The organism is Chryseobacterium sp. HNCC26DJ238 (genome assembly GCF_057180465.1).
Genome location: NZ_JBXUGI010000011.1, coordinates 108,610 through 133,145, shown reverse-complemented (window position 1 = coordinate 133,145; position 24,536 = coordinate 108,610). Strand labels below are relative to the sequence as shown.

Below are 24,536 nucleotides of genomic sequence, written 5' to 3'. Positions count from 1 at the left end.
AACCCTATAATGAAATTCTCCCTTTTATCCGGTGAAATAATTTTTCAGGCAAATATTACTTTGATATCCAGCCCCGAAATCCACTGATCATTGATCTGACACTTTTCAGTGGATTGCCTGAAAGAGGATATTATGTTGTGTTTTAAAGAGAACATCAGATGTCAATTCTTTAAATATATGTTTTCAGACGGGTGTATCTGCTATATGTATTTTGATGCGATTTATCCAAATCTGTTCACGGTCTCTGTTGATCTCAAAATTTTGCAGCATCATTTTCTTATCGTACTTAATTTTTTTATTGAAATACAGTTTTCCATTCACATATACTCTGACTTTTTTGTGGATGTCGATCATTTCCGGAGAGATATTAATGTAAAATGATTGCAGGCGGGAAGTTTTAGCGTGGAAAATATTATTTTCATAAGTAATCACTATTTTCCCGGAATTTCTTTTAAAATCAAAAGCATTTTTATTAACTTTTTCTACCTGCAGACTGTCATTTTTATCATATTTTAACCATTCTGTTATCGTAAAGTTCAATTCTTTATGCCAGATAGCTTTTGATTTCAGAGTATCAAGTTTTATGTCAGAAAGCCAATCGACATTTCCGTATTTATCATTGTCAAATTCCCAGGAAATTTCTTTGGGGAACGGATTTCTCGTTCGGTTTTTCAGATCTTTAAAAAGTATCTGGTAGGCAGGTTCAGATTCATCAAACTGAGGGAACCAGTGAGGAAATCCGTTGTACCGGTAGTCATTATAATCTGCATTTATTCCTTTCATAAGCCTGGTAAGGTGATCATTGGCATCAGGAGGATAGTAATAATCTTTATCAGTAGAAAAATTAATGAATGATCGGTTTTTGATATTCTCAATAAAAGTTCCACCGGTGAAGACTTTTGGATAGGTATTGAAACCATAGAAGCCTGCAAACGCAGCAGGATCTTTCATCAGGTAAGAAAAGGACCCTGTTGCCCCGTTAGAGTGCCCGGAAATGAAAACTTTATTGTCGTCAACATTAATCGTTTTCTTAATTTTTTTCAACATATCAGGTATCATAAAAAAACCATCATCCGGATTCATCCAATTGTATTTTTTACTGCCTTTCGGGAAAACCAGAATCACATCGCTTACATCTGCATATTTTGTATAAAACCTGTTCCATCCTCCCAGGTTTTCCTGCTCCATCTGATAATCGCTCAGTACATTTACCTTCACCGCACCATGAAGAAAAAAGAGTAGTGGATATTTTTTTTGAGGATCGTAATGTTGCGGTAAATGAATGAGATAAGAAGTTTTAGCAGAATCATTTACTTTAAATGTAACAGAATAATTCTGTTGATTTTTTGATAAAAACGGATTGTAATTTTTTAAATAAGTGTACAGCATTTTTCCGTCCTGATTTTCATCCGGAGAATAAGTATTGATCTTAAAAAACTCCTCTTCAGTCTTCTTTAAATTTTTATAAAAATTTTCCTTATCCTTGACAGCATTTTGTCTTAAAACGGCCCATCTCGGATCTTTAAGAAGGTTTTTATATTCACTCTCTGCGGATTCTCCGATGATATAGCTCCAGCCCGGATAACCGTCCTCATCGGTGTTCATTTTTGCCAGTGGCGTAAGATATCTGAAAGCCTTTTCATAATCTGTCAGTTCGGAAGCAATAACCGAAGATTTGTAAAGTCCTGTTCCATCAATACTGTCAGGATACATTCTGAAAGCTTCTTCATACATATCCAATGCTTTTCTGTAACCTGCTTCATCTTTTGATTTCCACATGGTTTCCAGGGCCCGCTGCGTTAATGTTGAGTAATTCTCCTGTCCTCTTGCAGTGAAACTGATCAAAAGTAAACTCAATGTTATATAAAATCTCATAAAAACATTTTAACGGCAAAGCTAAAGAGAAGAAGCGATGAAAACTTGTAAAAATGGAACGTTATTTCTTTATCACCGCAGGCACCAGAAAGTATCCTCCGTTCCTAAGACAGTCCCTTTATTAAAAAAGCTTTTCGGTGAGTTTTCGGTGAAATTTTTATAAGCTTTATTAAGGTGTGACTGGTCATTGTAATTAAACTCATGGGCAAGTTCCGTAAAATTTCTGCCGGGATTTTCAAATAATTTATGATTGACGGTCATTCTGAATACCATAATTTCGTGGAATTTTTTAACGGAAACCCCTAACTGTGATCTGAAATTTCTATTCAGATGCTGTCTGCTGATGCCAAGATCTTCTGAAAGGTCTGTGACAGAAAAATTCTCGTAATTTCGGAATATATACGCTACAGACCGATGGATGATCGAATGTTCAGTACAATTAAATCTCTGCTCTAAAAATGTGTCAAGTAAAACGGTCAAACGATCTGTTTCTGTGGTAGAAAAAAGATCTCTTAATTCACTGCATTTAAAAAAATCAAAATCAGTTATGTAATCAGCGAAATTGAGTTCTTTATAAAACTGCTGAATTCCCAAAGGATGAAAAACAATTACAATTCTATGAACCTTCCCGGTCTGTCTTACATTCAGTACTTTCTGCCTGATCGGTGTAAATATCTGTAATGCTGTGTCAGTACCGCTGTAAATAACGTCTCCGTTATCTAATCGCAGATGCGATTTATAAAGTGATACTGTATTGTTAAAATGAGGGAAACATTGAAATTCGCAGCTGTCATTATCCGGTTTTATATCTATATAATAGTAATCCACATACTTTTTGATCAATATGTTTTCCGGTTTGAAAGTTTTGAATAGGTCTGCCATTGGGTGTGATGGAGTTAAATCCATTTTTAGAAATAGTATTGACCAATATACTGAGATTAAGAGTCCATTTTCAAAAAAAATGTAACAAAAGAGAAATAATTCTTGGTTCATAACCAAATAGTTAAAAGATATTATGGTTGCTGACTCTGTCAACCGGTTAAGGAAAACCTATCTGTCTTTTATTATTATCTTGGGATTATAGGTCAATGCCCTTTCAATAAGGTGTTGATGCTGAATAGGGTTGCTGTCAATACTGAAAAAACTGGTTTTTCCGTTTGATTTCCTGAAAATGACCAGTTTGTTTTGCCTGCCCTTGGTGAAATAATTGGGACGGATTGAAAGTTTAGTCAGATCAGTAAAAGCTAGATCCGGCTGATGATACAGTTTGAAAATTCTTATTTTCCCGGAATAAATGATGAAAGAGGGAAGGTATTTTTCTATCCATGATCGTGATTCACCGAGATTTTCCAATGTTTCCAGGTCTTCATCATTCATTGAAGTAATGACTTTGTTGTAGCTTTTAAAAAAAGATTTCATCAACAGGCCTGTAATGGTAAAAAAAATGATTCCGAATAGTATGAAATAGGAACTGATATTTATAGTACCGAAAGTAGAATAGGTATAATAAAAGACAGTGTATGCAGCGATTATCATAAATACGATACAAAACCCGATTATTCCAAGTGTCATTTTTTTAATCAGATTAACTTTTTTCAACAAAAGCTCTCGATAATTTTTGCTCAGCATAATCCTTAGATTTTTATTTTCAGACCTTGTTTGATGATTTACGGAGGTATTGATTCTATGTACAGGTAATCAATTTTGATCCTGTTTACTATGATGAACCTTTGATGATAAAGATAGGAAGATTATCAATGGATTGAAATTAAATTGAAATACTGCCATTGTTTTTAATGAAAAATTTTTGATACTATTCTTCAATCAATAATGTCGCTGGCTGATAAGGTCTGTAGAATCTATTTTCATACTCCGTATCATCACCAGATTCTAACCCTGTCTTCAGGTTTCAGGTAAAGTTTATCTTTAGGGCTGATATGGAAAGCCTTATACCATGCATCAAGGTTTCTGACAACTCCGTTCACCCGGTAATCTGCAGGAGCATGATAATCCTGTAGTATTGTTTTGCGGTAGGCTTCCGGAGTGTAAAGACTGCGGTTAATCTGTGCAAATGATAAAAAATAGCGTTGATCCGGTGTATATCCATTGAGCTTTTTTATACTTGCAGGATGATCTTTACGGTACAGTTGATAGGCTTCATAGGCAACAGCTGCTCCGGTCAGATCACCTATATTTTCTCCAAGTGTCTGCTTTCCGTTGATGTATATTCCATCTAAAGGAGAGTAGCCGTTATATTGTTCGACGAGGAGTTGGGTTCTGCTTTCAAATTGTTTTCTGGTCTTCCCGGTCCACCAGTCGCGCATGATTCCCTGACCGTCAAACTGTGATCCCTGGTCGTCAAAACAATGGCCTAACTCATGCCCGATTATCGCACCGATCGCACCGAAATTAACTGCAGGATCTGCGTATGGATCAAAAAACAAAGGCTGCAGAATGCCTGCCGGAAATTCTATTGAATTGTACAGTTTACTGCTTGTCGCATCCACTGTCTGAGGAACCTGGTACCAGTCTCTGCCTGAAAAAGTCCTGTCGAGGAGAGATCGTTCATAGTCCCAATTGGCATTTGCGATAAGTTGCTCATTGGCAACAGGATTTTTTCGGTCAAACCTTAAGGATGAGTAATCACGCCAGACGTCAGGATACCCGATTCTTACAGTTACTGCTTCCAGTTTGGCTACAGCTTCTTTTCTTGTGGTTTCATCTAACCAGTCCAGTTTTTCTATCCTGGCTGCAAATGCTTTTCGAATATATTTCACCAGATCCTGTATTTTTTCCAGATTTTCTACAGGGAAATATCGTTCTACATACAGTTTCCCGACCAACTGACCTAATCGGTTATAGACATACTGAATTGATTTCTGTTCTCGTGGGGCATCAGCAGCGATCCCACTTAACTGAGTGCCATAGAAATCAAAATGATTTTTACGGAATTCCCGGGACAGAACAGTAGAGTGGTTAACAATCCAGTGAAAGGCTAAATAAGATGACCAGATATTTACAGAGGTATCTGCAAACAGTGCAGCTTTTGCTCTTATCGCTGAGTCTGCCTGCAGGATCACATTGCTTACATCATCAACCTTTCTTTCCATTAAAAATGTTTTCCAGGGGAAACCCGGAGCATAGATATTCAATTCAGAAACAGATATAACATGTGAGTTTATTTTAGTATCACGCATTTGTGAAGGGGTCCACTGCAATTCTGCTAATCGGGTCTCCATTTCAAGGATATCATCAGCACGCTTTTCAGCATCAGAAATTCCGGCAAGTTTAAAGGTTCGGATGATATATTCTCGATAGGCTTTCCGGTGTTCTGGGTAAGGGCCGTCTTTTTTCAGATACCAGTCAGGAGAGGGTAAACCAAGACCACTTTCAGTGAGGGTGACCAAAAATTTGCTTCTGTCAGTCAGAGCAGGTCCTGTATGAATCGTTATAATTGAAAAGGATTTAGGATTTGCCATCCATTTTGCAACATCATCATAAGTACGTAAGGACAGGATCTCATTAAGATCTTTCTGAATCGGCATCAGTCCCAAATGATCCATATGATCGGTGTCAAGATAACCTGCGTAAACTTCATTGACCTGTTTCAGAGAAGGATTCTCTGTATAACCTTCGGTCTTTGATCCTTCACGGATGAGATCCGATAACCGCTTGTCAATTTTATCTTTAGCTTCCGTATAACTGTTAAATCCTGAGGCTCCCGCCGGAATCATGACGGACTTTAACCAGCCGTCATTCACATAGGTGTAGAAATCGTTACCGGGTGAAACAGATTTGCTTATAAACCGGGTCTCAATTCCCCAATCTCCTGCAGCAGGTTTAGCCAAAGCTGATTTGTGTATTTGAGCATCAATACAGAGAAAGGGTGTTATCAGAGCACATATTCGAGCCATTCTTAAGCCAATCTTTCCTGTGATCATCAATACTGTTTTACAGGATTCTGAGAATAAGTCCTTACATGTGGCTGGTCTGATCATTTTATTAATTTTAGCGGCTAAGATACCTCAACATTGATATCTGTGATTGTATAAATGCGAACAGTTACTTATTTTTTATCGTAAGCAGATAATCTTCGCTGACGAAATTCTTTGGTGTTGTTTTTATAAATGAAGAAAATGTTCGGTTAAAATGGGGCTAGTCATAATATCCGTGTGAGAGAGCAAGTTGAGTCATATTCGGAGAAAAAAAGCCTGGATAAACAATATCATCCAGTGCTTCCCGCACATTAATAATTCTGATGAAAAGTTTTGGACTTATTCCTATAAAATTTTTAAACAATTTCTGGAGCTGGCGTACAGAACAGTGAACTTACTTAGCCAGCAGTGATACTGTTATATTTCCTTTTCCGGCAATAATCATCTGTATACTTGTACTGATCAGGGCTGTATTGCTGTTGCTTCTGAAAAAAGGAATAAAGGCTTTTGTTATATAATGACAGATCAGTGTATTGCTTAAACCAATCATTTTGCTTAAATCCAAGGTTTTTAGCGGGGTAATTTCGTGGGCAGAAAAGATCTTATCGGCAAAAAAATGAGCATCAGAGATTCCAAAGTATGCAGGCGTCCAGGGAAAAAGCTGGATCATGGTTGCTTTCGTTCCTGAAAAAATATCAATGTAGAGCATCTCGGTAATATGACCGCAGAAATAAATGCCTTCCGCTAAATTTGTAACACGGTTTTTATGTTTTACGCACAAACCTTTTCCCTGAACGACTGCGATGGTGAAACAGCCGTTTGGAGGGATGCCTTTATTTAACAGTGACGGGCAATCCTCAGGATTGCTGACAATCCAGAGTTTCTTTATAAAAGGAGCACTGTTGCCATGTACATAAAACTCCTCATAGATTGGATTCATTTTTACAGCTTTTCTATGGTAAAGCTAAAAAAAAAGATTTTGTCTGGGTAATATTTCATGCATATTCATTGTAATGTACTTGTCTATTACATTTCTATGTTAAAAACTTTCTGAAAATAAATACTGCTGGATTGATTATTCCTTTTTATGATGAATAGAGACTGTAGAATTTGAGTTATCAATTTATTGAACTTGTTCAATGTTTCTGGCTTTAAAATCAACGCATCTTTGCATCAACGAAGAAAAACTGATTTTAAATGAAATCAATTATCTCAACAGTATTTATAATCATCTTACTATTATTCAATATGGAATCACAGGCAAAAAGTTTCAGAACCATTGAAGCAGGCAATCTAAAATTACAGGTTTACAACGCATCAGAAGAAAGTTTTGGTATTACATCAGTAATTATATCAGGAAAGACTGATGCTGTACTGATTGATGCTCAGTTTACTTTGGAAGATGCAGAAAAAGTAGCGAAGGAAATCAGGCATTCAGGTAAGAAACTGGAAGCCATCTATATTTCCCACACTGATCCTGATTTCTACTTCGGGCTGGAGGTATTCAAAAAATATTTTCCGGAGGTTACTGCTTACGCATCTCCTGCAACAGTAGAATCCATCAAAGCTACCTCTCAGAAGAAGCTTGATGTATGGGGAGAGAGATTAGGTAAGGCAATCACATCCAATGTTGTACTGCCACAGGTAGTCAAAGGAAACAGTATTGAACTCGAAGGTCAGAAACTGGAAATCCGGGGTCTGGAAGAATTTCCGTCAAAAACTTTTGTATGGATTCCTTCTGTAAAGGCAGTCGTTGGCGGAATTAATGTTTTCGGAACCAATTTTAATCTCTGGATGGCAGATGCACAGACTCCTGAAATACGCAGAGAATGGATCACGGTTCTTGATAAAATAGAAGCTCTGCATCCGGAAATTGTAATTCCTGCCCATACAAATTCAGATTCTTCCTTCGATATTGCATCGGTGAAACATACCAAAAGCTATATCCTGTTTTATGAAGAAGCACTGAAACATAACAGGAGTTCAGAAGCATTAATTACAGCAGTCAAAACAAAATATCCGACCCTTACTTTTGAAGCAGCCCTGCAGCTTGGGGCCAAAGTGAATACAGGAGAAATGAAATGGTAAAATTTAAAACAGTGATCAGCCTGGTCCTATTATCTATATTTTCAGGCTGTTCTTTAAAACCCTGTAAAATGACAAATCTTGAAATTGTAAAAAGTACCTACGAAGGTAAAACTTCAGAAGAGAACGGCGCAAATTTAGCGAGATATGCTGCTGAATATATATCATGGACCGAAGCCAAAGGTTTCCCTTACGCAGGAACTTACATCGGCCTGGAAAGCATTACAAAAAATGTTTTTGCAAGATTAGGAAGTGAATGGATCGACTATACATTCACTCCTGAAGATTATGTGGCAGGTGATGATAAAGTGGTGGCATATGGAGCTTATACAGGAACGAATAAAATCACTGGTAAGTCATTTACAGCCAGAGTCGCTCATATCTGGAAATTAAAAGATGGGAAGATTATCAGTTTTGAGCAGTTTGTCGACAGTCAGACGGTTAATGATGCAATGAAATAAATTGCCGGTGTAATTTTATATTCATCTCCCATTATGTTTAATTTCCGAAACCGTTTTTATTAATAAAATTTAATTTCATATACTTTAATTATTATAATACTAAACGGACGGATAAATATCAAAAGAAATTTTCTGTCACCTAAATAAAAACGCCATTTCTTCTGACAGAAATGGCGTTTTGAAAATATGAAATGTTAAATTGCGATTAATAATAGTAACCGATATCGTCTAGATAAATTTCGTTTTCAACCCCTGTATTGTGGTTTAAAGTTAGATTCATGGTCGATGGAGTTGCGGATAATCCAAAACCATTAGCTCCTGTAAAGGGAATTTCGTAGTATTTGTATACTTCTCCTATGGTGATCGAGGGTGTTGTTGTCCAACTGTAATTCAGAATGAGCCTTACACCATTCGTAGCACCTGCGGTTTTAGCTTTAGCATAAAATCTTATTCCTTTTGCGTTGGCCGGTATTGAGGGAGAATTATCCATTTGAAATGCAGAGAAAGCCTTCGCATTCCATTTAATCGCTTTATCTCCCTGCATAATATTGGCAGCATCTGTACTGTAGGCAATATTATAAGTATCTCCTGCCCATGTCGAATTGGTGACCCCACCATAGAAAATATCATCGTAAATTGAGGTTCCTACCTGAGAACTGTAAGTAACCGTTCCGGAGAGTGTGGTTACCGAAACCTTTTTGCCTTGGGAACCCGCTGGTAAAGTGGCCGTAATTTGAGTAAGAGTAGATGAAACTATTGTTGCCTGTGTATCGCCTACTTTTACCGTAGGGTTTACAAAATAATTTCCTTTGATGATAATACTGGAACCATCAGCAGCATTTACAGACTGGAAACCGTTAAATAAAGGTGCCGGCGGAGCAATGACAAAATCATATTCTACGGTCCCCGATGCGGTAACCAGTTTTAGCTTGTTGTTGACGTTAGAATAAGGTGTTTTTTCGTTAATACTTACAATAATATTGTTATCGGTCACCAAAGTTGGATTAAAATAAGATTCATAATTATTGAAGTAGATATTTTTGAGGTTAGAGAAGCCTTTTCCTCTTATAACATAGGTATTGTTGGCAAATCCTACAGTGGTAGGAGTAAGATTGCTGGGAGAACCGTCTGTGTTTACTGATGCTGCAACAAATTCTATGGATGGATTACTGGTTCCATTTTCCTCATTGTCATCATTACTGCAGGCAGACCATAAGGTTGCAGTAAGAAAAAGTAAAAATACTTTTATAAAGTTTTTTAGATTTAAATTTTTCATAATTGAAGTTTTAGAATTGATAAGGAACAGGAGGTTCTAATAATTTTGGATTCTTCGCCACATCGTTAGCAGGATACGGTAATGTAAAATCACTGTTATCCGGGGTGAAATATTCTGGACTGAACATATTTCCCCTGTTCTGGGCAGACATGATCGTAATAGCCTGAGCGCGTGGAATTCTTCCTAAATCAAACCAATAGTCTCCCTCAAATGCCAGCTCTTTTCTTCTTTCTTTAAACAAATCATCAAAAGTGAAAGAGGTCACTGCAGAAAGTCCGGCCCTGTTTCTTACGGCATTGTAAGAGGTAAGTGCAACGGCGTTAGAAGTAGATCCGCCACCTGCCAGAACTGCTTCTGCGTGGATCAGTAACAATTCTGCATATCTCATGATATAGGTATTGTTATTCATCATTGCAAAGGCGTCTACAGAGCCTGTAGAATTTCCGTTTTCGATACCAATGCAATACTTTTTGATTGCAGCACCAGATCCCTGGCCTCCAATCAGAGTCGCTGCCGGAACGGTAAATCCTACTTTAAATGTATTACCTTCTTTTACTTTGATATCAGCATAAGTATTTCCGGGAAGCATTAAAGTCTCATTTCTTCGTACATCGTTTGCATCATACAGTGATAGTATATCCTGGGATGGTGCAAATACGCCGCCATAAGAAGCATTCGAGGTGGAAAGTGTTCCGTTACTTATTCCAAATTGTGTGTTGCAGTTGTTACCAGAACCATAGTTGGCGTCGGTTCTCCACTGCAATGCAAAAATAGATTCTTCGTTATTGTTATTGGCATATTTGAAAAGATCACCGAAAGATTTTCCTGTCAGAGAATATTGGGATGTACCTCCTAAAAGTTTAAATTCTCCGCTGTTGATCACCTCTTCTGCCAGTTCTTTTGCCTTTGCGTAATTTTTATTATAGAGATAAACTTTTGCAAGCATCGCTTTTGCAGAACCTTTGGAAACTTTGGCGTTACTTGCGTAGCTTGCTCCTCTTACCTTGCTGTTCAGAAGTCCGATAGCCTGTGTGTAATCTCTCCTGATCAGTTCGTACACATCATCAACCCGATTGGTATTTATTTGTGGATTGGCTGAACTGTTGAGGTTGTTGACAATAATAGGAACCGGGCCCCATAGTCTTACCAGGTAAAAATAGGCGGTGGCCCTCATAAAATAAGCTTCTCCCAACACATTATCAATGACAGGCTGGCTAACTCCGGGTTTTGCCAGGGTCTTTAAGTTATTGATCAGAAAATTGGCCTGCGCTACATTTGCCCAAAGTGACTGCCATCCCGCATTCATTTCAGGATCTACAGAAGTTATGGAAAAATTTCTCATGGCATTCACATCAGAAGAATTGGTATACATATTACCGGATCCTACCTCTGCTATTGCGTAGAAAAATTTATTATTAAACTGAAACCATGTTTTGTAATATAAGGCATCTGTGGCGGCATTTACCTGCTCGTCAGTTTGATAGTAATTACCGGTATCAATCGAGTCTTCCGATGGTCTGTCTGTAAAATCATTGCTGCAAGAAACCATTGACCCGAACAGCAGCGCTATGGTTGCCATCTTTTTTAGGTTTAAAGTATATAAGGTTTTCATAATTTTAAAAATTAAAAATCTAAGTTAACACCAAATGTATATGTTCTTGGAGATGGGTATCTGCCATTGTCAATTCCTGATAGCAGGATATTCTGGTTAAAGGAGCCGATTTCCGGATCGTAACCTGAATATTTGGTTATGGTAAAGAGGTTTTGAGCAGTTGCATAAATTCTAAGCCTTGTTACCCCGATTTTTGATGCAAAATCAGGCGACAATGTATAGCCGAATGTCACATTCTGTATTCTTACATAATCTCCCTTTTCTACATATCGGTCAGAGATCATAATGTTCGGATGGGTAATGCTGTTGATCAGTCTCGGCTGGCTGGCATTTGGATTTTCTGCACTCCAGTAATCCAATGCATCAACCAATTGGTTCTGGTACATCATTGCATTTTGAGTTCCGTTTCTTTTGGTAAGATTCATAACATCATTTCCTACAGAGCCCTGTACAAAAACAGATAGGTCAAAGTTTTTATATTTAAAGTTGTTGGTAAATCCGAATGTGAAATCAGGATGAGGATTTCCGATAATCGTTCTGTCCTCATCGTCGATTTTTCCGTCACCATTGATGTCGGCATATTTTACATCTCCCAATTGCGGAGCAGAGCCAAACACAGTTGCCGGCGCACCAGCCAGATCAGCAGAATTTCTGTAGATTCCGTCACTTTTCAGGCCGTAAAACATTCCGATTGGCTGCCCTATTACAGTATTGGTAGCAACCATTGGAAGATAACCGTTGATATTAACCTGTTCAGTTATTTCATCCAGTCCATTAACAAGGCTTAATAATTCGTTTTTATATTTTGAAAACACAAAATTGGTACTCCATTTAAAAATGTCTCCTCCTGTTTCATAATTAGCCGTTATGTCCAGACCTTTGTTCTGTAAACTTCCTATGTTGGAGTAAGGTGCTTCTATCCCTCCGTAAAAAGATGAGCCGCCTGTAAGATAATCTGCTAAAGGCACTTTGAATAATAAATCAGAAGATTTTTTATTGTACAGATCTACATTAACATTTAATCTTTTAAATAAAGTAACATCTACTCCAAAGTTTGATTGTCTCACTGTTTCCCATTTTAAATCCGGATTGTTCTGGAATGCGGGATTATTATAAATGGTAAGCTGCGATGCATATAGGTTATTTGGAATCTGCTGATTACCGGTTTCTCCGTATCCTGCACGAAATTTAAGATTGCTGACCACATTCTCCGGGATCCATCCCATGAATTTTTCATTCGTTACCTTCCAGGAGCCTGTAATTCCAGGAAAATATCCAACTTGATTTTTTCCGTCATTGTAAGTGGGCTCAAATTTAGATGACTGATCTCTTCGTATGGAAGCGGTCATGCTGTACCTGTTATCAAAGTCATAGATTAATCTGGAGAAATAAGAGCTTAGAGAAGCACTGCCTTTATAACTGGTTGCCTTGGTCGTGGTGGCCATAGCAAGAGTATAAATATCATTGGATTTGAAACCGTGCCCTTCACCTGTATTTCCTTTCCATTGGGAATCTAAAGCTTCTTGCCCTACTAGTAGAGTGACTTTGTGCCTGCCGAAAGATCGGTCATAGGTTAATAAATTTTTGATATTGGTAGAATACCAATCATTATCTCTTAACCACAAATCAGCATCAATATTATATTGTGAACCTCTGTCAAACTGCGGGGCAAATTCTGTGTTCTCTGCAAATTCTGTATTGGCAGATAATTCCACACGGTATTTCAGACCTTTAAAAAGATCAGCTTCTCCATATACATTTCCGCTGAAATTTTTTCGGATCAGTTTGTTTACTTTAGTCAGAGCTTCTGCAACCGGGTTGAAATAGTTCACATTTTGTCCTGCAGGAGGAGAGGCAAATGTCCCGTCAGAATTATAAACCGGTAAATCCGGAGCCTGTAATAATGTGTTGGAAATTAATCCGTTATAACTCTGGTTGATGGTGTAATTCTGATTGCTGAACCCACCTGAAATGTTAGCACCAACCCTCAGCCAAGGTTTAACTTTAGCATTTAGGTTTAATCTTATAGTATACCGCTTCAGGCCTGTGTTAATAATTGTACCTGTCTGATCCAGAAAACCTGTAGATAAAAAGTAGTTGACATCCTCTTTTCCTCCGGAAAAAGAGAGTTGATGACTTTGGCTGATCGATGTTTGATAAATGGTTTTCTGCCAATCCGTTCCTTCTCCAAGTAATTCAGGATGTGCAAATTCGGGACGCAATGGAACGTTGAATACCGAAGCCATAGCATTTTGCAATTGCGCATATTGGCGTAGATTTAAAACATCTAAATCTTTATAATTTTCTGAAATTGAAGTAAATCCTTCGTAGCTTATCTTTCCTGCTCCTTTTTTACCGGATTTCGTTGTAATGATGATAACCCCGTTAGCTCCTCTGGATCCGTAGATTGCAGTTGCAGAAGCATCTTTAAGAACATCGATAGATTCTATATCATTGGGATTAAGGAAAGAAACAGGAGAAACAGCTACATTTCCAGATCCCCCGGTTGAGGAAAAATCATTTCCTGCGATAGGCCTTCCCGATGTCGTTCTTCCTGTTGCATCACCAGAAATCGGAACACCGTCTATAATATAAAGCGGTTCGTTACTGTTATTGATCGACGCCGATCCCCTGATTTTAATCGAAACAGCGGCACCGGGCTGCCCGCTCCCATTCGTTACAGTAACACCGGACAGCTTACCCTGTATCATTTGATCTACTGAGGTCTGCTTGATGTTTTCCAGATCTTTGGCTTTAATAGAAGAGATAGATGAGTTTACATCGCTTCTTTTTTGTGTTCCATAGCCCACAATTACCACTTCGTCGATCTGTTTTTCTTTCAGAGTATCTTTTTTACTCTGTGCGTTGGTAAGCCCAAATGGTAATAAAACGAGCGCAAAAAACAGTGCCGCTTTATTTTGTGCTATTGGATAGCCTACATTTTGTTTTATTACTCTCATAATCAAAATGAAAAAAGATAATTGTTAAAATTGAGTTAATAATTAGTTTACATTAGTGACAAATCTAAATTTTGACGGCATGAGCGGTTAATGTTATTTTGTCATTATATTATCTTTTTTCTACAATAAATTAATTGATTAACTTTTTTTATAGTGTAATGTATTGATTTTTAGTGTTTTTATTGATTAGTTATATTGTAAATAGTGATGGGTATGCTTATACTATTATGTTGATTTTAATGAAAAAACAAAACGGATTTTCATTTTTTCAGGCAAATACTCCCTTGGTTTATTGTAAAAAACGAACAGTTTGCCATGATTTATTTAACCAAATTTGTTATTAAAATGTGTTTTTTTTAAAAAAAGAGATTTGATAATGTTATTGAATATTTTTGATGCCGTTGAATTTTGCTTTAAATTCTGAAGGAGTAGATTTCTGAATCGATTTAAAGATTTTATTAAAATTGGCAATGTTGTTAAAGCCCGATTCGAATGCTATTTCTGATACCGTTATGTCCTTTTCTATAAGCCATCTGGCTGCATATCCTACTCTGATTTCGTTGAGGTAATTCACGAAAGTTTTCCCAATTCTTTTCTTTATAAAACGATTGAAAGTGACGCTGCTCATATTGGTGAGCGATGCAACTTCATCAAGGGTTATTTTTTTATCAAAGTTATTATGTACGAAATCGTGAATCAGCTTCATGCTGTCTGTATCTGCAAAAGTCTCATGCTCTATACTGTATGAGGACAGGATGGTCGTGTTTTCTGCAATAGAAAGTTCGTGCAGTATATAAAGCATTTCTAAAAAGGTTTCAAAGCCTTCCATCTTTGAAAGGTTAAAAAAACGGTCTTTGAGTTTTTCTGCAGTTTCATGGGAAAATAATATTCCCCTTATTGACTTTTGTAATAATTCATCGATAGATCTCATGATTTTCCTGCTCATTAATGATTCATCAAAAAAATCTTTATTAAACTGAACCGTGATTTCATGGATTCTTTTATATTTGGATTTATGATTATTCCAGCAATGCGGTAAATAGGGACCAACCATAACCAGTTCCAGTTCATCAATTTCTCCAATGTGATCACCAATTACCCTGATATTTCCTTTTCCTTTGGAAATAAAATTGATTTCAATTTCAGGATGATAATGTAACGGAAAATCAAATGTTTTTTTAATACGGTCAAAGATCAGGAAAGTCTCATCAGGTAAAATTGTAGGTATTTCTCTTAGTATAGATTCATTTTTGTTCATTTTGTATCTTTTTTAAATACTTGTTAAACAGTTTTTTGTGATCCTATTGTCAAATTTGAATACTAAATTGACAAAATAGTATTATATAATACAAACTTACATAAATATATTTGACATTAAGCAAATGTTAATAAAAGTATAAAAAATCTTAATGAAATTTTTATCAAAATGTGTTGTTTTAATTACGCTTGGAGCTTTAATTACGGTTAATGCACAAAAGTTTGTATCGGTAAAAAACAATCAGTTTCAGTATAAACATAAAGCCTATTATTTTGTAGGAACCAATTTTTGGTATGCCTCTCTTCTTGGTCTGGAAAAAAATCCGGAACGTGGAATTATAAGGCTTCGAAAAGAACTTGATTTTCTGAAATCTAAAAACATCAACAATATCCGTGTCTTGGTGGGGGTTGAAGGGACAGGGAAGATAAATGGAGTGAATCGTGTGGATATCCCTTTTCAATATGAGCCCGGAAAATTTAACGATGATAATTTGAAAGGTCTGGATATTTTGATGAAGGAAGTTTCGAAAAGAGACATGAAAGTAGTCCTTTTTCTTTCCAACAACTGGGAATGGAGTGGCGGATGGCTTCAATATCTTAACTGGAACGGAAAAATAGACGAAGAAAAAATGAGAGGTGCTCTTAATTGGGATGACTTAAGAGATTACACTTCAAAATTTTATTCCTGTAATGAATGTATAGAACAATATCTGGAGCAGGTAAAAAGAATTGTTAACCGGAAAAATACGGTCACCGGTAAATTATATAAAAAAGATAAAAACCTGATGGCTTGGGAAATTGCCAACGAACCTCGCCCGATGCGCCCCGATGCAAATGAACCGTACAAAAAATTCATTTCAAATACAGCTGCTTTCATAAAATCTCTTGATACGAATCATCTGGTTACTACAGGGAGCGAAGGTGAAATGGGCACTGAAAATATGGATCTTTACAAAGAAAATCATCAGGATAAAAACATAGATTATCTTACCATCCATATCTGGCCGAAAAACTGGGGATGGTTTGAAAAAGATAAAATGGAAGCAGGATTTGAAAATGCAAAAAATAAGTCCTTAAATTATATTGAAAGGCACATCAAAATTGCTGGCGAACTTAAAAAACCATTGGTACTTGAAGAATTTGGCTTCCCCAGAGACCATCATTCTTATGATATCAACAGCTCCACAAAATTACGAGACCGGTATTATGATGCTGTCCTCAGACTTTGGGGAAATAATAAGAACAGGAAAGGAAGCCTGGCCGGATGTGCTTTCTGGTCTTTCAACGGATTTTCAAAACCAATTCCGGGACAAATCTACTGGAAAAAGGGAGATGAATACATGGGTGATCCTCCGATGGAAGAGCAGGGGCTGAATGGAGTTTTCAGTTCTGATCAGTCAACATGGGAGACTGTTATAAAATATTCTAAACCGTAAACTGATATATGTCGGGTTTAAAATCAATAACTAAAAATTTGTATTGAAATATTGTAAATACATAACAATGAATTTGTTTCATCAAATATATTTTTTCACTCTCATTTTTTGGGTGGCTTTTTTTCCTGCACAGCATCAGATTGCATTGTCGGATAAAAATGCAACTCAGGAAACTCAAAATCTATATCAGAATCTTTGGAAGATTCTTGACAGAGGTGTTATGTTTGGTCATCAGGATGATCTTGCCTATGGTGTAAACTGGAGAATGCAGAAAGACAGGAGTGATGTTTTGGAAACTGCCGGAGATTATCCTGCTGTTTTTGGATGGGATATCATGAATATGGAACTGGATGGTAAAGGTGCTATTGATATTTTCAGTTTTCAGGAAATGAAAAAAATGATGGAAGAGGTTTATGATAAAGGCGGGATCAATACGGTAAGCTGGCACACTTCCAATCCTAAAACCGGAAAAGATGCCTGGGACAATACGAAAGAAAGCGTTAAAACTATTTTACCAAATGGTGAAAAGCATAATCTCTATAAATCCTGGCTCGACAGAATTTCAGGCTATTTATCAAGTATCAGGGGGAAAAACAGAAAGCTGGTTCCTGTTCTTTTCCGTCCTTATCATGAACTTACCGGAAACTGGTTTTGGTGGGGCAAAGGAAACTGCTCGCCGGAAGAGTATAAGCAGCTGTGGAAATTTACCTATGATTATCTAACCAAAGAGAAAAAAGTTCACAATCTGATCTGGGTTTACAATACATCTGATTTCAAAAGCAGAGAAGAGTTTATGGAAGCGTATCCCGGAGACGGATATGTGGATATGATAAGCTTTGATATCTACCTGATGAATAATCCTGTACAAGACAGATCTTTTGTAGAAAATGCAAGGAAACAGTTTTCAATAATGAACGAAATCGCAAAAGAACATCACAAAATTCCTGCACTGGCAGAAACCGGATACGAACAGATTCCTTACAATAAATTCTGGACCCGGACTTTAATGGATGCGGTCGGAGATTATAAAATTTCTTACATTTTAGCATGGAGAAATCACGGATTGACTCAAGAAAATAAAATGCATTACTATGTACCCTATAAAGGACATCCGAACGAACAGGATTTTAAAGATTTTTATAACCTTGAAAAAACACTCTTCCTGAAGGATATTAAAACAGAAAACATATATAAGTAGCTGAAAGAAATGTTATTTTTAAAATCAACAATCAATAAATGATGATCAGCTCACTGGATACTTGTTAAGTAATATAATGATATAAAATATAACAGAACCGAACAGGTCCGACCGTTGGGTAATCAATGTATAGAAAAATAAAAAGTATGAATCTCGAGAAAATAAAAATAAAAGAAAAAATTGCCTATGGATTCGGAGATGCCGCATCTTCGATGTTCTGGAAAATCTTCAGTATGTATCTGCTTTTTTTCTACACCGATGTTTTTGGATTAACTGCAGCTGCTGTAGGAACGATGTTTTTGATCACTAAAGTCTGGGATTCCTTTTTTGATCCTTTCGTCGGTATATATTCAGACAGAGTGGATACAAAATGGGGGAAATTCAGGCCTTTTCTTCTTTGGGTGGCTGTTCCTTTTGCGATTATCGGAGTGTTTACTTTTTACACCCCGGATTTTGACCATGACGGAAAACTCATTTATGCTTACGTAACCTATTCATTAATGATGATGGTATATTCTCTGATTAATGTACCCTATGCTTCTTTACTCGGAGTGATGTCTTCAGACGGAAAGGAAAGGACAACACTGGCATCCTACCGTATGGTATTTGCTTTCGGGGGTAGCCTTATTGCATTATGGCTTATTGAGCCATTGGTAAAATATTTTGGAGATGGTACCCTTACTTCATCTAATGGATGGTTTTATACCATCATTATTTTCGGAGGTATTACGACACTGCTGTTTTGGGGATGTTTTGCCTGGACCCGTGAAAGAATTAAACCCATTAAAGAAGAACAGTCATCATTGAAAGAAGATATCAATGATCTTCTGGCAAATAAACCCTGGTGGATCCTTTTGGGAGCCGGCGTAGCAACATTGCTTTTCAATACCATCAGAGACGGTGGAGCTATCTATTATTTTAAATACTTTTTAAATAAAACTGATCAGGAGACTTTCTCGATTTTTGGCTTGGGAACAGGGATGTCTTATCTCACGATTTATTTGGTTTTAGGGCAGGCTGCGAATATTATCGGAGTTGTTTTAGCTACTCCGCTAGCCAACAGGATTGGGAAGAAAAAAACATTTTTCGGGGCCATGTTCCTGGCTGCTGTCCTGAGTGTTGCTTTTTATTTTCTTACAAAAAATGAAGTTATCCTTATTTTAATATTCCAGTTTTTTATCAGTATATGTGCGGGCTGTATCTTCCCTCTTTTATGGTCAATGTATGCAGACACGGCAGACTATTCAGAATGGAAACAGGGGAGAAGGGCAACAGGTTTGGTTTTTTCTGCTTCCTCAATGTCCCAAAAATTAGGCTGGGCTTTAGGGGGTGCAGCAACAGGATGGCTTTTGGCGTACTTCGGATTTCAGGCCAATATCGTACAATCAGAATCTGCACAAACAGGCATCAGGTTGATGTTGAGTATTTTACCGGCAGTGGGAGCGGGCATATCAATGCTGTTTATTTCCATCTATCCCTTGAGTGAAGAAAAATTGAAAAACATCACCGGAGAATTAAACGAAAGAAGACTCTCTGAAAAAGAAAATACTACAGACTCCGAAGGAGCAGTTTAAAATAATTTCAATAATAACAAAAAACAGAAGTACAATGAGCGATTTATTTACGACACGCTTGAATGCAGTAAAGGAAGAATTTGAAAATTTGATTACAAAAGAAAATTCACCCGCTCAGGAAGCTGGGAATGGTATTTTCACGAGATATAAAAATCCTGTGGTAACTGCTGCGCATGCACCTCTGGAGTGGCGTTATGATTTTGATTCAGAAAAAAACCCTTTCTTAATGGAACGGTTCGGGATCAATGCAGCTTTCAATGCCGGTGCGATAAAGTGGCAGGATAAATACCTTCTTGCTGTAAGAGTGGAAGGGTACGACAGAAAATCTTTCTTTGCAATTGCGGAATCTCCGAACGGAACCGATCATTTCAGATTCTGGGAAAAACCAATTGTTATTCCCCAAATAGAGGGAAACCCTGACACAAATGTATACGATATGCGCCTCGTTCAGCATGAGGATGGCTATGTTTACGGTATTTTCTGTACAGAACGAAAAGATCCGGATTCGCCGAAAGGGGATACCAGCATTGCGATCGCCAACGCAGGGATTGTAAGAACTAAAAATCTGCTTGACTGGGAAAGGCTGCCGGACCTGGTTTCAAATACAGGACAACAGAGAAATGTGGTGATCCATCCGGAATTTGTTGACGGAAAATATGCATTGTACACCCGTCCTCAGGATGGTTTTATTGATGTAGGAAACGGAGGGGGAATCGGCCTGGGATACGTTGAAGATATGACAAATCCTATTGTTCTGGATGAAGCAATCATTTACGGAAAAACATATCATACGGTTTATGAGCTCAAAAACGGTTTGGGACCTGCCCCTATCAAAACTGAAAAGGGATGGCTTCATCTCGCTCACGGCGTTCGAAATACAGCAGCCGGTTTGCGCTACATTTTGTATATGTTTATGACTGATCTTAATGAACTTGGAAAAGTAATCTACAAACCTGCCGGTTACTTTATGGCCCCTGAAGGTATTGAAAGAATCGGAGATGTTTCCAATGTTTTATTTACCAATGGATGGATTGCCGATGAAGATGGGAAAGTTTTTATTTATTATGCTTCTTCAGACACCAGAATGCACGTTGCAGTTTCTTCTGTAGATCAGTTACTGGATTATTGTATCAATACACCGGAAGATAAATTAACCTCCTATGAATCGGTGCAGACCATCATCGGCATCCTGGAGAATAATTTTGTAAAATAATTTTTTCATTATTTGTGCTTGTACTGTTATGCCTCAAAAATCATAACAGTACATTTTCTGAGATTTAATTTTAAAAATAAAAAATGTCTTCATCAGCATTCATCACAGTAGTAGAAAAAGAACTTGTTCACATTCTTGATTATTGGGCTCAAAATACAATCGATAGGATCAATGGAGGATTCATCGGAGAAATTGATTTTAATGAAAAGAAAAATCCGGAAGCTGAAAAAGGTTCGGTCATGTATGGAAGGATCTTGTGGACATTCTCTGCAGCATATCCTGTTACCCAAAACCCTGAACATCTGAAAATTGCAGAAACAGCATTTGAAGAAATTAAAATGAAGTTTTATAATCCTGTTCAGAACGGAATTTATTGGAGCATCAATGCAGACGGTACACCGAAAGATACCAAAAATCAGGTTTATGCTTTAGCATTCGTGATTTACGGATTGAGTGAATTCTATAAAATTTCTGAAAACAGAGAGTCATTAGATCTGGCCATTACCTTATATCAAAGCATTCAGAGGCATAGTTTTGACAGGAATAAAAAAGGATATTTCGAAGCATACACCAAAGACTGGATAGAGATCGAAGATGTAAGGCTCAGTAATAAAGATGCCAACGAGAAGAAAACAATGAATACACATCTCCATATCGCAGAGGCATTTGCCAATCTTTATACTGTTTGGGAGGACCAGGATTTGAAGAAGAATATCATAGGGATTCTGCAGACAATCGATCAGTATTTTATTGATAAGGAAAACTGGCATCTCAAACTGTTTTTCGATGAAAACTGGAATGAGAAAAAAGATGTTGTCTCTTACGGACATGATATCGAAGCAGCATGGTTATTACAATGGTGTGCAGAAGTTTCTGAAGATGAAGGATTAATCAGAAAATTCAGGCATTACGCTGTGAAAATGACCGATGTGACCTGTGAAGGATTAGACAAAGATGGAGGACTCTGGTACGAATATGATCCTCAGGAAAATTATCTGGTGGCCGAAAAACACTGGTGGCCGCAGGCAGAACTCTGGATTGGATTTATAAACGCTTACCAGCTTACAGGAAATAACGATTACATGAACACTGTATACAAAAACTGGGCTTTTGTTAATGAATATATTATCGACCATGAAAACGGAGAATGGTTCTGGGGAGTTGATCAAAATTATCAAAAGATGCAAAAAGACAAAACAGGTTTTTGGAAATGTCCATATCATAACGGAAGAGCCTGTCTTGAAGTAATCCGAAGATTAAAATAATTGTAAGTAAGCTGAAAATAAGAAGATAATGAATGTTTTTTAAAAAAAATAAATTTTATTACCCTGTTACGGAATGAATCTCAAAAATGCTTTAAAAGATAAGAAATGATTAAAAAATACTGTATGTTCTTCGGGATGGTTATTTTTGTGTTGTTTTCGTGTTCAGGTAATAATGAATCCGAAAACAGTACGGCAAATCCTGTTGTTCAAAATCCTGAAAATGGAATTACAGTACAAAATGTGAGGTCATTTTTGGTTGATAAAAATGCTACTGCAGAAACCTCGGCATTATTCTATAACCTTCATAAAAATTCAGGGAATAAAATTTTAATCGGGCATCAGGATGCATTTTACACCTATTATCAAAATGACAGCAGTATGTCTGACGTTAAAAAAACGACAGGTTCGGATCCAGCAATGATAGGACTTGATTTTATGTTTATTACCGATAAAAATTATCAGGAAAACAGCAGCAACTGGTATTATCAGCAGGAACAAAAACTAATTTCCGCAGCCAAAGAGGCTTACAACAGAGGAATGGCAGTCACTTTTTGCTGGCATTTGCGAGAGCCTTTTAATCAGGAGTCTTTTTATACCTCGGAAATGAGTGATTTTCAAAAACAGAATGCTTTTAAAAGCATTATTCCCGGAGGAAGCAATCACAATTGGTACAAGCTTAAATTAGATAAGCTGGCCTCGGTTTTGAGTCAGCTGAAAGGAAATGACGGTAAAAATATTCCGGTCATATTCCGCCCTTTTCATGAGCTGGATGGCAACTGGTTTTGGTGGGGAGTAGATTACTGCACAGCTGATGAATATAAGCAGGTATGGAAATTTACCGTGAATTATCTGCGTGATACAAAAAATATCCATCATCTTTTGTATGCATATTCTCCCGACACTTCCTATTCCGGTTCTGCATTATATCTTCAGCGCTATCCGGGAGATGAATATGCCGATATTTTAGGAATGGACAATTACTCTGATTTTACTGCACAGAGTACCAGTGGGGTAACCGATGCCAATAATAAACTTAAGATGATTTCAGATCTGGCAGTTCAGAAAAATAAAATTGCGGCGCTCACAGAAACAGGATACTCTAATAAAAATTCCGCACCGAGAGTTCTGAATCATTTTACATCACTTGTTTATCCTTCCATAACCAATAATAATATAAAAATTGCATACGCTGTTTTTTGGTCAAATAATGGTGATACCTATTACCTGCCAACACCAGCCACACCATTTTCAGCAGATTTCAAAAGCTTTAGCCAACAGGCAAAAATTGCATTACAGAAAGATATTACCGCTACTTCATTATATACGTTACCTTAAAATACTAAGATGAAAAAGATCATTTTGATTATATTGACCGCTTCTGCAGTCGGTTCTTACGGACAGAAAAACCTTATCAGAAACGGAGGGTTCGAATCAGATGCAGAGTCTTGGAATGGAGAAAATATACTTAATATCAATCCTTACACAAAAAAAGCGGGAGACAAAGCGGGCAGCATTTTTGAATTTACTTCTCCACAATGGAAAGGGGTAGATCAGAATTTTAGTATCCCGAAAAACACAGCAGCGTTAGAGGTTTCTGCATGGCTGAAGGCGGACGGTGTAGAAAAGGGAAAAAACAACTGGAACAAAGCGGTGATGGTTGTCGAATTAAATGGCAAAAATGAAAATATTGCAGAATTGGAGGGAACTACACAATGGCAGCTGGTGAAAAAAGTGATTCCTCTCAATAAAGACCGTTCGGGAAGACTGATGCTAGCATTATCTGAATGTACAGGAAGCTTTATCTTTGATGAAATTAAGATAACGCCTCTGTCTCAGGAAGATTATAATAGGATCACGGAAGCAGAAACCCGGAAAAATCAGGTGAAAGTCATTTCTGACGATACTCCTGCGGAAGTTGTAAAACTGATGAACGGAAATTTTGAAACCGGTGCACAGGGATGGAGAGGAAGTACCGAAATTGTGGGTGACGAAAAATATGAAGGTCAGAAAAGTCTGAAACTGTCTTCTCAAAATCCTGTATGGACGGGAGCAGATCAGACTGCTGATATTCCTGCCGGTGCCGGAAGTATTGAAGTTTCTGCCTTTGCAAAAACCAAAGATCTGAAACCCGGTAAAAACGAATGGAATAAAGGGGTAATGATCGTGGAGTTTACAGCCGATGGAACTGATAAAACGTCTCAGGATCAGTCTGTTTTTATGATCTCTGATACAAAAGACTGGCAAAAATTTTCAAAAACCCTGGAAATCCCTCAGGGATCTAAAAAGTACAGAATCATGCTGGCTCTAAGTGAGGCGACTGGAATAATGTATGTTGATGATGTTCAGGTAAAATTTAAGTAAAGAGAATTTTCTGATCGTCTGCAATTTG

18 protein-coding genes are annotated in these 24,536 nt (G+C 37.3%); 9 read left to right on the top strand and 9 right to left on the bottom strand.

The features are described 5' to 3' along the window. Nucleotides 1-183: 183 nt before the first annotated feature. The 5 genes from AC2A07_RS12020 to AC2A07_RS12000 all read right to left on the bottom strand — a co-directional run bounded on the left by AC2A07_RS12020 (nucleotide 184) and on the right by AC2A07_RS12000 (nucleotide 6,750). On the bottom strand, nucleotides 184-1,875 hold the full coding sequence (locus tag AC2A07_RS12020; RefSeq protein WP_484050611.1) for an alpha/beta hydrolase-fold protein: 1,692 nt from the start codon (nucleotides 1,873-1,875) through the stop codon (nucleotides 184-186). 72 nt (nucleotides 1,876-1,947) lie between these two features. Beyond that, nucleotides 1,948-2,781 (bottom strand): helix-turn-helix domain-containing protein, encoded by an 834-nt coding sequence (locus tag AC2A07_RS12015; protein ID WP_484050610.1) that lies wholly within the window; start codon nucleotides 2,779-2,781, stop codon nucleotides 1,948-1,950. Between the two features lie 144 nt (nucleotides 2,782-2,925). Further along, nucleotides 2,926-3,447 (bottom strand): hypothetical protein, encoded by a 522-nt coding sequence (locus tag AC2A07_RS12010; protein WP_484050609.1) that lies wholly within the window; start codon nucleotides 3,445-3,447, stop codon nucleotides 2,926-2,928. A gap of 308 nt (nucleotides 3,448-3,755) precedes the next feature. Next, a complete protein-coding gene (locus AC2A07_RS12005) occupies nucleotides 3,756-5,873 on the bottom strand; it encodes a M13 family metallopeptidase (RefSeq protein ID WP_484050608.1) in 2,118 nt (705 codons plus the stop codon). A 331-nt stretch (nucleotides 5,874-6,204) separates the two neighbouring features. Next, the gene (locus AC2A07_RS12000; RefSeq protein ID WP_484050607.1) at nucleotides 6,205-6,750 is read right to left on the bottom strand and encodes a hypothetical protein; all 546 of its coding nucleotides are present in this window, start codon (nucleotides 6,748-6,750) and stop codon (nucleotides 6,205-6,207) included. 257 nt (nucleotides 6,751-7,007) lie between these two features. Between AC2A07_RS12000 and AC2A07_RS11995 the strand changes: the two genes are divergently transcribed. Continuing rightward, nucleotides 7,008-7,898 carry an MBL fold metallo-hydrolase gene (locus AC2A07_RS11995; RefSeq protein WP_484050606.1) on the top strand — a complete coding sequence of 297 codons (891 nt, stop codon included), beginning with the start codon at nucleotides 7,008-7,010 and terminating at the stop codon, nucleotides 7,896-7,898. 68 nt (nucleotides 7,899-7,966) lie between these two features. Continuing rightward, nucleotides 7,967-8,356 (top strand): nuclear transport factor 2 family protein, encoded by a 390-nt coding sequence (locus AC2A07_RS11990; protein WP_484050605.1) that lies wholly within the window; start codon nucleotides 7,967-7,969, stop codon nucleotides 8,354-8,356. Nucleotides 8,357-8,561: 205 nt separating this feature from the next. On the opposite strand, the gene AC2A07_RS11985 is transcribed toward AC2A07_RS11990, so the two are convergent. From AC2A07_RS11985 to AC2A07_RS11970, 4 genes are all read right to left on the bottom strand, one after another. Continuing rightward, entirely contained in the window at nucleotides 8,562-9,632 is a 1,071-nt protein-coding gene (locus AC2A07_RS11985; RefSeq protein WP_484050604.1) for an IPT/TIG domain-containing protein, read from the bottom strand. Between the two features lie 10 nt (nucleotides 9,633-9,642). Beyond that, entirely contained in the window at nucleotides 9,643-11,244 is a 1,602-nt protein-coding gene (locus tag AC2A07_RS11980) for a RagB/SusD family nutrient uptake outer membrane protein (RefSeq protein ID WP_484050603.1), read from the bottom strand. A gap of 11 nt (nucleotides 11,245-11,255) precedes the next feature. Then, nucleotides 11,256-14,204 carry a SusC/RagA family TonB-linked outer membrane protein gene (locus AC2A07_RS11975; RefSeq protein ID WP_484050602.1) on the bottom strand — a complete coding sequence of 983 codons (2,949 nt, stop codon included), beginning with the start codon at nucleotides 14,202-14,204 and terminating at the stop codon, nucleotides 11,256-11,258. Nucleotides 14,205-14,583: 379 nt separating this feature from the next. Continuing rightward, on the bottom strand, nucleotides 14,584-15,462 hold the full coding sequence (locus AC2A07_RS11970; RefSeq protein WP_314495924.1) for a helix-turn-helix domain-containing protein: 879 nt from the start codon (nucleotides 15,460-15,462) through the stop codon (nucleotides 14,584-14,586). 151 nt (nucleotides 15,463-15,613) lie between these two features. Between AC2A07_RS11970 and AC2A07_RS11965 the strand changes: the two genes are divergently transcribed. The 7 genes from AC2A07_RS11965 (at nucleotide 15,614) to AC2A07_RS11935 (ending at nucleotide 24,508) form a co-directional block, all read left to right on the top strand. Beyond that, nucleotides 15,614-16,897, top strand: coding sequence for a glycoside hydrolase 5 family protein (locus AC2A07_RS11965; protein WP_484050601.1), 1,284 nt, complete (start codon nucleotides 15,614-15,616; stop codon nucleotides 16,895-16,897). A gap of 67 nt (nucleotides 16,898-16,964) precedes the next feature. Further along, the gene (locus AC2A07_RS11960) at nucleotides 16,965-18,095 is read left to right on the top strand and encodes a glycoside hydrolase family 26 protein (RefSeq protein WP_484050600.1); all 1,131 of its coding nucleotides are present in this window, start codon (nucleotides 16,965-16,967) and stop codon (nucleotides 18,093-18,095) included. A gap of 146 nt (nucleotides 18,096-18,241) precedes the next feature. Continuing rightward, on the top strand, nucleotides 18,242-19,669 hold the full coding sequence (locus AC2A07_RS11955) for a glycoside-pentoside-hexuronide (GPH):cation symporter (protein WP_314495917.1): 1,428 nt from the start codon (nucleotides 18,242-18,244) through the stop codon (nucleotides 19,667-19,669). Between the two features lie 34 nt (nucleotides 19,670-19,703). Further along, a complete protein-coding gene (locus AC2A07_RS11950) occupies nucleotides 19,704-20,882 on the top strand; it encodes a glycoside hydrolase family 130 protein (RefSeq protein ID WP_484050599.1) in 1,179 nt (392 codons plus the stop codon). 83 nt (nucleotides 20,883-20,965) lie between these two features. Further along, a complete protein-coding gene (locus AC2A07_RS11945) occupies nucleotides 20,966-22,147 on the top strand; it encodes an AGE family epimerase/isomerase (RefSeq protein WP_484050598.1) in 1,182 nt (393 codons plus the stop codon). A gap of 105 nt (nucleotides 22,148-22,252) precedes the next feature. Next, nucleotides 22,253-23,482 carry a glycoside hydrolase family 26 protein gene (locus AC2A07_RS11940; protein WP_484050597.1) on the top strand — a complete coding sequence of 410 codons (1,230 nt, stop codon included), beginning with the start codon at nucleotides 22,253-22,255 and terminating at the stop codon, nucleotides 23,480-23,482. 9 nt (nucleotides 23,483-23,491) lie between these two features. Continuing rightward, the gene (locus tag AC2A07_RS11935; RefSeq protein ID WP_484050596.1) at nucleotides 23,492-24,508 is read left to right on the top strand and encodes a carbohydrate binding domain-containing protein; all 1,017 of its coding nucleotides are present in this window, start codon (nucleotides 23,492-23,494) and stop codon (nucleotides 24,506-24,508) included. The last annotated feature ends 28 nt before the right edge of the window (nucleotides 24,509-24,536 follow it).

Bases quoted from the DNA above. Each gene is read 5' to 3' on its own strand.
- AC2A07_RS12020 (WP_484050611.1), bottom strand. From the start codon at position 1,875: ATGAGATTTTATATAACATTGAGTTTACTTTTGATCAGTTTCACTGCA.
- AC2A07_RS12015 (WP_484050610.1), bottom strand. From the start codon at position 2,781: ATGGATTTAACTCCATCACACCCAATGGCAGACCTATTCAAAACTTTC.
- AC2A07_RS12010 (WP_484050609.1), bottom strand. From the start codon at position 3,447: ATGACACTTGGAATAATCGGGTTTTGTATCGTATTTATGATAATCGCT.
- AC2A07_RS12005 (WP_484050608.1), bottom strand. From the start codon at position 5,873: ATGATCAGACCAGCCACATGTAAGGACTTATTCTCAGAATCCTGTAAA.
- AC2A07_RS12000 (WP_484050607.1), bottom strand. From the start codon at position 6,750: ATGAATCCAATCTATGAGGAGTTTTATGTACATGGCAACAGTGCTCCT.
- AC2A07_RS11995 (WP_484050606.1), top strand. From the start codon at position 7,008: ATGAAATCAATTATCTCAACAGTATTTATAATCATCTTACTATTATTC.
- AC2A07_RS11990 (WP_484050605.1), top strand. From the start codon at position 7,967: ATGACAAATCTTGAAATTGTAAAAAGTACCTACGAAGGTAAAACTTCA.
- AC2A07_RS11985 (WP_484050604.1), bottom strand. From the start codon at position 9,632: ATGAAAAATTTAAATCTAAAAAACTTTATAAAAGTATTTTTACTTTTT.
- AC2A07_RS11980 (WP_484050603.1), bottom strand. From the start codon at position 11,244: ATGAAAACCTTATATACTTTAAACCTAAAAAAGATGGCAACCATAGCG.
- AC2A07_RS11975 (WP_484050602.1), bottom strand. From the start codon at position 14,204: ATGAGAGTAATAAAACAAAATGTAGGCTATCCAATAGCACAAAATAAA.
- AC2A07_RS11970 (WP_314495924.1), bottom strand. From the start codon at position 15,462: ATGAACAAAAATGAATCTATACTAAGAGAAATACCTACAATTTTACCT.
- AC2A07_RS11965 (WP_484050601.1), top strand. From the start codon at position 15,614: ATGAAATTTTTATCAAAATGTGTTGTTTTAATTACGCTTGGAGCTTTA.
- AC2A07_RS11960 (WP_484050600.1), top strand. From the start codon at position 16,965: ATGAATTTGTTTCATCAAATATATTTTTTCACTCTCATTTTTTGGGTG.
- AC2A07_RS11955 (WP_314495917.1), top strand. From the start codon at position 18,242: ATGAATCTCGAGAAAATAAAAATAAAAGAAAAAATTGCCTATGGATTC.
- AC2A07_RS11950 (WP_484050599.1), top strand. From the start codon at position 19,704: ATGAGCGATTTATTTACGACACGCTTGAATGCAGTAAAGGAAGAATTT.
- AC2A07_RS11945 (WP_484050598.1), top strand. From the start codon at position 20,966: ATGTCTTCATCAGCATTCATCACAGTAGTAGAAAAAGAACTTGTTCAC.
- AC2A07_RS11940 (WP_484050597.1), top strand. From the start codon at position 22,253: ATGATTAAAAAATACTGTATGTTCTTCGGGATGGTTATTTTTGTGTTG.
- AC2A07_RS11935 (WP_484050596.1), top strand. From the start codon at position 23,492: ATGAAAAAGATCATTTTGATTATATTGACCGCTTCTGCAGTCGGTTCT.